The sequence below is a fragment of the Pseudoduganella sp. GW821-FHT11H04 genome, from assembly GCF_058807935.1.
Genome location: NZ_JBXARE010000001.1, coordinates 514105 through 523418 on the forward strand (window position 1 = coordinate 514105; position 9314 = coordinate 523418).

The 9314-nt window shown below is 63.2% G+C and carries 10 protein-coding genes; 7 read left to right on the forward strand and 3 right to left on the reverse strand.

Going from position 1 to position 9314, the window contains the following annotated elements; all coding sequences use genetic code 11:
* Window positions 1-7 precede the first annotated feature (7 nt).
* A complete protein-coding gene (locus AC1RTP_RS02535) occupies window positions 8-304 on the forward strand; it encodes a hypothetical protein (RefSeq protein WP_498604463.1) in 297 nt (98 codons plus the stop codon).
* Here the strand turns inward: AC1RTP_RS02535 and AC1RTP_RS02540 are convergent.
* Complete coding sequence (locus AC1RTP_RS02540) at window positions 271-729, reverse strand: GNAT family N-acetyltransferase (RefSeq protein WP_498604465.1); 459 nt, start codon at window positions 727-729, stop codon at window positions 271-273. The two genes, AC1RTP_RS02535 and AC1RTP_RS02540, sit on opposite strands and share 34 nt — an antisense overlap.
* On the reverse strand, window positions 719-1756 hold the full coding sequence (locus AC1RTP_RS02545; RefSeq protein ID WP_498604466.1) for a porin: 1038 nt from the start codon (window positions 1754-1756) through the stop codon (window positions 719-721). Before AC1RTP_RS02545 ends, AC1RTP_RS02540 begins: the two co-directional genes overlap by 11 nt.
* A gap of 155 nt (window positions 1757-1911) precedes the next feature.
* On the opposite strand from AC1RTP_RS02545, the gene AC1RTP_RS02550 reads away from it, so the two are divergent.
* The 6 genes from AC1RTP_RS02550 (at window position 1912) to phnF (ending at window position 8474) form a co-directional block, all read left to right on the forward strand.
* The gene (locus tag AC1RTP_RS02550) at window positions 1912-2931 is read left to right on the forward strand and encodes a putative 2-aminoethylphosphonate ABC transporter substrate-binding protein (RefSeq protein ID WP_498604468.1); all 1020 of its coding nucleotides are present in this window, start codon (window positions 1912-1914) and stop codon (window positions 2929-2931) included.
* Window positions 2932-2934: 3 nt separating this feature from the next.
* Window positions 2935-4041, forward strand: coding sequence for a putative 2-aminoethylphosphonate ABC transporter ATP-binding protein (locus AC1RTP_RS02555; protein WP_498604469.1), 1107 nt, complete (start codon window positions 2935-2937; stop codon window positions 4039-4041).
* Window positions 4038-5711: a putative 2-aminoethylphosphonate ABC transporter permease subunit gene (locus AC1RTP_RS02560; RefSeq protein WP_498604471.1), complete on the forward strand. Its 1674-nt coding sequence runs from the start codon at window positions 4038-4040 to the stop codon at window positions 5709-5711. Before AC1RTP_RS02555 ends, AC1RTP_RS02560 begins: the two co-directional genes overlap by 4 nt.
* 34 nt (window positions 5712-5745) lie before the next feature.
* Window positions 5746-6849 (forward strand): 2-aminoethylphosphonate--pyruvate transaminase, encoded by a 1104-nt coding sequence (locus tag AC1RTP_RS02565; protein WP_498604472.1) that lies wholly within the window; start codon window positions 5746-5748, stop codon window positions 6847-6849.
* Window positions 6849-7673: a phosphonoacetaldehyde hydrolase gene (gene phnX, locus AC1RTP_RS02570; RefSeq protein ID WP_498604473.1), complete on the forward strand. Its 825-nt coding sequence runs from the start codon at window positions 6849-6851 to the stop codon at window positions 7671-7673. The genes AC1RTP_RS02565 and phnX overlap by 1 nt, the downstream gene beginning before the upstream one ends.
* A 72-nt stretch (window positions 7674-7745) precedes the next feature.
* Window positions 7746-8474 carry a phosphonate metabolism transcriptional regulator PhnF gene (gene phnF, locus AC1RTP_RS02575; protein ID WP_498604474.1) on the forward strand — a complete coding sequence of 243 codons (729 nt, stop codon included), beginning with the start codon at window positions 7746-7748 and terminating at the stop codon, window positions 8472-8474.
* Here the strand turns inward: phnF and AC1RTP_RS02580 are convergent.
* Entirely contained in the window at window positions 8471-9280 is an 810-nt protein-coding gene (locus tag AC1RTP_RS02580) for a class I SAM-dependent methyltransferase (protein ID WP_498604476.1), read from the reverse strand. The genes phnF and AC1RTP_RS02580 overlap by 4 nt on opposite strands.
* Between the last annotated feature and the right edge of the window lie 34 nt (window positions 9281-9314).

Consider the following 9314-nt stretch of genomic DNA (forward strand, 5'->3'; position numbering starts at 1 on the left):
TGGGGTTATGGACAACGAATTCGAACTCGTCGGCCGTTACCTGATTCCTGCCGACGCCTTTATCGCATGCGGCTGTTTGCGGGCGGCAGGGATCGAAGCCATCGTGGCCGATGACCAGCTGATGCTGACGAACCTGCTGCTGGCGCCGGCCATCGGTGGCGCCCGAGTGCTGGTCCCGTCGCCGGACTTGGCGGCCGCACTCGAAGTACTGGCCGCCTTCCAGCGCGGAGAACTGGCACTGCCGGACGACGCCGACGTGAGCTCCAACGTCTACCCGTTCCCTTCGCGGGAACGCGGCCTGTAGTCGATGACGAAACGTTTCGGCACTTCCTTGAAGCCATAGTTGGTGTAGAACTGATGCGCAACCTGGCGCCGCATGCTGCTTGATAGCTCGGTATGCGTGCAGCCGCGCGCCCTGGCTGCATCTTCGGCATACGCCATCAGTGCGCGACCTGCGCCGCTCCTCCTTGCTCCTTCGTCGACAACGAAGGCAGTCACCACCGCATATTCCGCTGTCGTACTCAATGGCAGGACGTAGTTCTGAGTGAGCACACCGAGCAGACTTCCCTCGCTTTCGGCAATCCAGCAATCGCCATCGCGCTCGATGAACTGCGGCCAACGCTCCGCCACCGTGGCGGCGGAATTGGGATAACCGAGCTGCCAGAACAGCTCCGCGATCCGTGGCAAGTCCGCAACGCACGCCGAACGCACATTGAGCTCAGAATGCATGGCGCAGACCGACGTTGTATTCGCGGTTGCCGGCAACTGCGCCGGTCTGGCTGGACGAGGGCAGGGTGGCGTCGAAGGTATGGTAGTTGGCGCCATTGTCGTTGCTCACATGCGCGGTCGATGCGTAGAAAATCGTGCGCTTCGACAGGTCGTAGGTGTAGGTCAGTGCGAGCTGGCGGGCATCCTTGTCGGCCGCAGACTTGTCGTTCTTGGTGATGTAGCTGGCCAGGATGGTGCTGGCGCCAAACGGCACCGAGGCGCCCAGCAGCAAGTCGCTGGCCGTGGCGGTGCCAGTGCCTTTCAGGCCGCCCACGATGGCGATCGCCTTCACAACCTTGAAGTCGTAGCTGCCGCCAAAGACCCAGGTCGACGTGCGGTCGGTGCCGGTACCGTTGTTCAGGCGATGGAAGCCGGTCTTGATCAACACCGGTCCCTGGTTGTACACCACCGAACCGCCGACACTGCGCCCGGCCTTGCTGTTGCCACCGACTTCACCCAGGCCGTACAGTATGTCGGCAGTTACGCCCGCTACCGTCGGCGTAGTGTACTTGACCGTGTTGTTATTGCGCTTGCCGTTGGTAGAGAACAGGTTGCTGGCCGCGCCGGCAAAGCCGTCGTCCATCGGTTCCACGGTTTTCCATGCCAGGTATTCCGGGCCGTACTGGCGGCCCATGGTCAGCGCGCCGTATTGCGCATGGCGGATGCCGATGAAGGCCTGGCGGCCGAATGCCAGGCCGCCCTGGTCGGAGGCGCCGGTATCGGCCAGGAGGCCCGATTCCAGCGTGAACAGGGCGGACCAGCCGCCGCCGATATCTTCACTGCCTTTGAATCCCAGGCGGCTGCCCTGCAGCGTGCCGCTATTCACTTTGAGGTCGTCGCCGTTAAAGGCGGGCGTGGCCGTGCCTGGCGTGGAGCCGCTCACTTTGGAGATGCTCAGGTCCATTACGCCGTAGACGTTGACATTGCTTTGGCCGAAAGCGGCATTGGTGCAGCAAAGACATGCGGCGGCGATCATCGATTTTTTCATTGTTTCTTCCCTGTCTGGAGATTGCTTGCAGGCGGAATTGCCTGAGCGCCGAAGCTTATGCGGGCTTTGTTACAACGTCGTGACGTCTAGATGTCATAGGCCTGTCATCTTGGACGCCTAAGATGCATCCATACCGTTCAACAATGGAGCCAACCATGCAGTTCAAACGCATCATCCAAACCGCCGCCGCAGCCTGCACGCTGTTGGCAGCCGCAGCCCATGCCCAGACCACGCTGACCGTGTACAGCGCGCTCGAAGCGGACCAGCTCAAGTCCTATCAGACCCGCTTTGAAGCCGATAACCCGGACATCAAGATCAAGTGGGTGCGCGATTCCACCGGCATCATTACGGCCAAGCTGCTGGCGGAGAAGTCCAATCCGCAGGCGGACGTAGTGATGGGCGTGGCGGCGACTTCGCTGCTGGTGCTTGAGAAGGAGGGCATGCTGCACAACTACGCGCCGAAGGATGTCCAGCGCCTGGCGACCCGTTTCGTGGATGACGACAGCCCGCCGAGCTGGGTTGGCATGGACGTGTGGGGTGCTGCTATCTGCTTCAACACAGTGGAAGCAGCGCGGCTGGGCCTCAAGCGTCCCGAGTCATGGAAGGATTTGCTCAAGCCTGAATACAAAGGCCGCATCAGCATGCCGCACCCTGTTTCCAGCGGCACCGGCTACTTCGACGTGACAGCCTGGCTTACGCTGTTTGGCGAAAGAGAAGGCTGGGCCTTTATGGACAAGCTGCACGACAACATCGCCCAGTACACGCACTCCGGTTCCAAGCCATGCAAGCAGGCGGCGGCAGGCGAATTCCCGATCGGGATCGCCTTTGAATACCGGGCGGCGAAGCTGAAAGAGGGCGGTGCGCCACTGGACGTGATCCTGCCGAAGGAAGGCTTGGGCTGGGACGTGGAAGCTACTGCCATCGTCAAAGGCACCAGGAAGCTGGAAGCGGCGCGCCGACTGGCCGACTGGTCGGCATCACGCACTGCCAACGAGCTATATGCAAAGAACTTCGCGCTGGTGGCCTATCCGGGCATCGTCAAGCCGCATCCTGCCATTCCTGCCAACTACGAGCAGCTGCTGATCAAGCAGGACCTGAAATGGTCGGCTCGTGAGCGCGACCGTATCCTGGCCGAATGGAGCAAGCGTTACGAAGGCAAGGCGGAGCCCAAGTAAGCCATGAAGCAAGACGATTTTCAATTGGCCGAAGCAGCGGCCGGCCAGGATGCCTGCTGGCTGCACGTCGACGGCGTCAGCAAGCGCTTCGGCGCGACTGCAGTGCTCGATAATGTTTCGCTCAAGGTGCGGCAAGGTGAACTGCTTTGCCTGCTGGGGCCTTCCGGTTGCGGCAAGACCACGCTGTTGCGCATCATCGCCGGGCTGGAGGCGCAGGATGGCGGAACGATGTGGATGGGCGGACGCGATATCGGCCGTCTGCCGCCGGCGCAGCGCGGCTATGGCATGGTGTTCCAGTCCTATGCGCTCTTTCCGAACCTGACGGTGGCGGACAATGTGGCCTACGCCCTGCGCTTGCCGCGCCGCGAACGCGAAGAGCGCGTAGCGCAATTGCTGCGCATGGTGGGGCTGGATGGGCGGCAGGACAGCTACCCCTCGCAATTGTCCGGCGGCCAGCAACAGCGCGTGGCGCTGGCGCGCGCGCTGGCCACGTCGCCCAAGCTGCTGTTGCTGGATGAACCCTTGTCCGCGTTGGACGCCAAGGTGCGCGAAACCCTGCGCCTGGAATTGCGCAAGCTGCAGCGCAAATTGGGCGTGACCACCATCATGGTGACGCACGACCAGGAGGAAGCAATGGCGATGGCCGACACCATCGCCGTGGTTGCGAACGGGCGCATCGAGCAGATCGGCGCGCCGGAGCAGGTGTACCGCGCACCTGCCACCCGTTTTGTGGCCGATTTCGTCGGCTGCGCCAACTGGCTGCCGGTGCGCATGAACGAAGCGGGACAGGCTACGGTTGGCGACCTGGCTTTCGGTCATGACCTGCCAGGCGGCACGCGTTCGGCGCTGGCGTTCTGCCGCCCCGAGGATCTCAAGGTCGAGCCATGCTGGAGCGCTGGCGGCGGCATGACGATGACCATCGTTGATCGGATCGACTTCCTGGGCGGGGTGCGGCGCGGCTTCCTTTCGCTGTGCGCCGACCGCAATGTGCAGCTGGTAGTGGATGTTGGCGCCAGCGACCCTGGCTACGATATGCTGGTGCCGGGCCAGCGTGTGCCGGTCTCGGTGCCGCAGCATCGTGTACGCTTCTTTGCCGATGGTGCCGCATGAAGATGGACGTGCCGCGCAATGGCGACGAACGGCTGGCCGCCGTACTGGCCTGGGGCAGCCTCGCGCTGATGCTGGCCTTTATCGTGCTGCCGATGGGCGCCATTTTCGTCAAGGCGCTGCTGGCGCGCGACGGCAGATTTGCCGGCCTGGCGCCGATCTGGCAGGTTGCTGCTGATGCGCGTACCGGCAACGCTGCCATGCACAGCATCACGATGGCGCTGGCGACTGCGCTGGTGGTCCTGCCTTCCGCATTCCTGTTTGCCTTCGCTCTGACGCGCTCGCGCATTGCAGGCATGCCGGTGCTGCGGCTGATTGCCTTTGTACCGCTGCTGACTCCTTCGCTGATGCCCGCGATCTCGCTGGTCTATCTGTTCGGCACGCAGGGCATGCTGCGCCACTGGATGGGCGAGCAAACTATCTATGGCCCGATCGGCATCGTGCTGGGTGAAGCGTTCAATTGCTTCCCGCACGCGGTTCTGGTGATGACGGCCGCATTGTCGGCGGCTGATGCCCGCTTGTATGAAGCCGCAAAGGTTCTTGGCGCCAGCCCATTGCGGCGCTTCCTGACCATCACGCTGCCGAATGCGCGTTATGGCCTGGTATCGGCGGCGGCGCTGGTGGTGACGCTGGTGGTGACCGACTTCGGTGTGCCGAAAGTGATCGGCGGCCAGTACAACATGCTCGCGCTGGAAGCGTACAAGCAGGTGCTGGGGCAGCAGGACTTCCATCATGGTGCTGTTATCGGCCTGATGCTGCTGTTGCCCGCCGTTCTGAGCGTGCTGCTTGAACGCCACGTAGCGCGAGGTCGCAAGGCCGGGATCGATGGCCGCGCCATCCCGTACCGTCCGCAGCCGAATGCATGGCGCGATATCCCGCTGATGGCTGGCTGCGCGTTGATCGCAGTGGTGGTGCTGGCCTTGCTTGGCGTTGGTATTGTCGCGGCCTTCATCGAACTATGGCCCTACAAGCTGCAATTCACACTGGCGCATTTCGACTTCGACCAGTACGACGGCGGCGGCTGGCAAGCCTTCTTCAACAGCCTGCAGCTGGCGCTGGGCACTGCGCTGGCAGGAACCGCGCTGGTATTCCTGAATGCCTACCTGGTCGAGAAGCAGCCGGCTGCTGCGCCGGCGGCTCCCTGGCTGCGGGCAGTGGCGAGCCTGCCGATGGCGGTGCCCGGACTGGTGCTGGGCCTGGGCTATGTGTTGTGGTTCAACGCGCCTGGCAATCCGATGCGCGGCATGTTGGGCGGCATGGCGATCCTGGTGGCATCCACGGTGGCCCACTACTACACCAGCGGCCACCTGGCGCTGACCACGGCGCTGCGCCAGCAGGACGGTGAAATCGAAACCGTGGCACGCACGCTGGGGCAGCCGTGGTGGCAATGCTGCCTGCGCGTCTCGCTGCCGATGGCCTTGCCCACGATGCTCGACGTACTGCGCTACCTGTTCGTGTCGGCCATGACGACGGTCAGCTGCGTGGTGTTCCTGTACAGCCCCGATACGCCGCTGGCATCGCTTGCCGTGGTGAATATGGACGATGCAGGCGAAACGGCCGGTGCGGCGGCCATGGCTACGCTGGTGGTCGGCACGTCGGCTGGCGTTTCGCTGCTGCTTGGCTTGCTCGGGCGGTATTGCCTGAGGCGCACGCAGGCCTGGCGCGTTGCCTGAATATTTTTCTCCTCATTTTTTTTCGAAAGTAGATATGCAAGAACAATTGCTGTTAACCCCGGGTCCGCTCGTCACGTCGATGCAAACGCGGCGCGCCATGCTGCGCGACTGGGGCTCCTGGGACGCAGACTTCAATGCGCTGACTGCGCGCATCGGCGAGCGCCTGCTCGATATCATTGACGGCGCGGACGACTACACCTGCGTACCGCTGCAAGGCTCCGGCACCTTTGCCGTGGAAGCGGCGATCGGTACGCTGCTGCCGGCTGAGGGCAAGCTGCTGGTGCTTGCCAACGGAGCCTACGGCCACCGCATGGCCCAGTTGACGCGCCAGATGGGGCGCCGTGTCATGGTGGCCGATTTCGGCGAGACCGCTGCGGTCGATCCGGTCGTGCTGCGCGCGCACCTTGACGCCGATCCTGGTATCACGCACGTTGGCGTGATCTACTGCGAGACCAGCACCGGCATCCTCAATCCGATCCAGGAGGTCGCCCGCGTAACTGCAGCCGCCGGCCGAAAGCTGGTGATCGATGCGATGAGCGCCTTCGGTGCATTGCCGTTGTCGGTGCGCGAGGTGGAATTCGAGGCTGTAATCGGCTCCTCCAACAAATGCCTGGAAGGTGCACCCGGCATGGGCTTCGTACTGGTGCGCACCGCGGCGCTGGAACAGGCTGAAGGCCGCGCGCATTCGCTGTCGCTGGACTTGTATGCGCAGTGGCGCTACATGCAAAAGACCGGTCAATGGCGCTACACGCCGCCGACCCATGTGGTGGCAGCCTTCGACTGCGCCATCGAGCAGTATATCGGGCAGGGCGGCCAGCCGGCGCGGCTGGCGCGCTACCAGGCCAATTGCGCAGCGCTGGTGGATGGCCTGGCTGGCATTGGGCTGCGCGCCTTCCTGCCGTCCTCGATCCAGGCGCCGATCATTGTGACAGTGCACGCGCCAAACAATCCCGGCTGGAACTTCGCAGAGTTCTACCGCCGCGCCAAGGCGCGAGGCGTAATCCTCTATCCGGGCAAGCTGACTGCAGTGGAAACCTTCCGCGTCGGCTGCATCGGCGCGATCGATGTGCAGGACATGCAGCGTGGTGTGGCGGTGATCGCCGAAGTGATTAACGAAATGGGCTTGAAGGGTTATTGATGGAAAAGATGAACTATCGCGGCCCGGTGCAGGTCGTCGTGTGCGACTGGGCTGGTACGCTGGTGGACTTCGGTTCGTTTGCGCCAACCCAGGTACTGATCGATGCTTTTGCTGGTTTCGGCGTGGAGGTTTCGCTGGAAGAGGCGCGCCAGCCAATGGGGCTTGCCAAATGGGACCACATCGCTGCACTGGGCAAGCAAGCCGGCGTGGCCGAGCGCTGGCAGGCGCGCCACGGCGCACCAATGCAGCACGCCGACGTGGATGCCCTGTATGCAGCCTTCCTTCCACTGCAAGTGGAGCGCGTTAGCCAGTACTCCGACCCGATTCCCGGTGCACTCGAAACGCTCGCGACGCTGCGCGCACGCGGCATCAAGATCGGCTCCTGCTCGGGCTACCCGCGCATCGTGATGGGGCGCCTGCTGGATAAAGCAAGCAGCGACGGCCTGCTGGTGGATCACGCAGTGGCGACCGACGACCTGCCAGCCGGCGGCCGCCCCGGTCCTTGGATGGCGCTCGACAACGTCCTCAAGCTTGGTGTCAGCGCCGTTGCAGCCTGCGTGAAGATTGACGACACGGTGCCTGGAATCGCCGAAGGCCTGGCTGCCGGCATGTGGACGGTGGGCGTCGCGCTCTCGGGCAACGAAGTTGGCCTGACGGTGCAAGAAGCCGCAGCCTTGAACGAAGCCGATCTCGCGCGCCGGGTGGCGCCAGCGCGCGACAAGCTGCTGGCCGCCGGTGCGCACTACGTGGTGGACACGATCGCCGGCCTGCCTGCCGTGATCGACACCATAGAATTGCGTTTGCAGCAGGGAGAAAAGCCCTGAGTGAAGAGCACGAGCTTGCGGCAGATATGCGACAATCAGCGCCATCATTTTTCGCTTTGAGGAAAAAGCCGCATGCTTGAAAACGCGATTGTCCGCCAGCCTGGCACGGCGGTCTGGAAGCAGATCCAGGCCGCGCTGGCCGACGATGTGCTGGCGGGCCGCCTGACCGGGCGCCTGCCTAACGAAACTGCGCTGGCGGAGCGCTTCGCCGTCAACCGCCACACGGTGCGGCAGGCGGTCAAGGCGCTGGTCGAACAAGGCCTGGTTGACGTGGTGCATGGACGCGGCACCTTTGTGCGCGAAGACTTCCTCGATTACCAAATCGGCCGCCGCACGCGCCTCGCGCACAGCGTGGTGAAGGCTCGCCGCGTGGGCAAGAGCGAGATCCTCGGCTGGGAAGCGGTGCGTCCTTCCGCAGAAATCGCGGCAATGCTGGAGCTGTCTTCGCGCTCCAAAGCGCTGGCGGTCAGCTCGCTCGATGTGGTGGACGAAAAGGTGATCGGTGTCTGTACCCAGTACTTCCCGCTGCCGCGCTTCGAGGGTTTTGGCGAAGCCTATGCTGAAGAGGGCAAGACACACCTGGCGCTGGCGCGTTTCGGCGTGCAGCAATTCCAGCGCCGGCTGAGCAGGATCACGGCGCGCCTGCCGTCGCCCGATATCGCGCAACGGCTCTCGCAGCCGGCATCCCAGCCTATCCTGTTCGTGGAAACCGTCTACGTCGACCAGGACGACAAGCCGATCGAATACGGTATTTCCAATTTCAGCAGCACCGCTGTGCAACTGGTGATCGAGCCCGATTAATCTCTCACACAGGTGAACACAATCGCCTGCATCTTGCCTTCAATCGCGCTACTGCCGTATTTTTCGGTGAGTGCCGCGATGACCGCGTCGGTCGCCTCCTGCAGTCGCGCCGGATCGCGCGCTTCAATATCGGCCCGTAGCGGAGATCCCTGGCACAAAGCCACGGCGGTTGAACGGGCAGAATCCGCGCGGCTGGTGGCGGTCACCACTTCATGTGTAATGCCGGACTTCCAGCCTCCGCGCGCCAGTTCCTCCATGATTACATCAATATCGTGCCAGCCGTAAGGCACGCGCGCCAGGAAGCGCGGCGGGTCGTCGGGGAAGACCTTGGCCAGCGCATGGTTGATGGTGGCGGAAAAATCGTTATGGGCAATGCCATCCCACACATTGAAGCAATACAGGCCGCCCGGTTTCAGTACGCGGCGCGCCTCGCTGAAACCCTTCGCCTTATCGGGGAAGAACATGATGCCGAACTGGCACAGCACCACGTCGAAACTGGCGTCGGGGAAGGGCAGGTCCTGGCCATCGGCCTGCTTCCATTCGATGTGGGATGAATCGACCGCCTTGCGTGCTTGCTCCAGCATGGCGGGATTGAGGTCGGTGGCGACGATCTGCGCGCCAGGGATATCCTGCAGCAGCTGCCTGGTGACGGCGCCGGTGCCGGCGGCAACTTCCAATATTCGCGAAGGGCGCCGCTGGGCGGCTCGGCGCGCCATATCGACGGCGTAAGGCGTGAAAAGGAGCGGCACCATGGCGCGCTCGTAAGTTTCCGGAATTGAGCCAGTGAAGCTGCTGTCCTTGTCCATGGTTGCCTCCCTTGTCCAAGTCCAGTATAGCGAG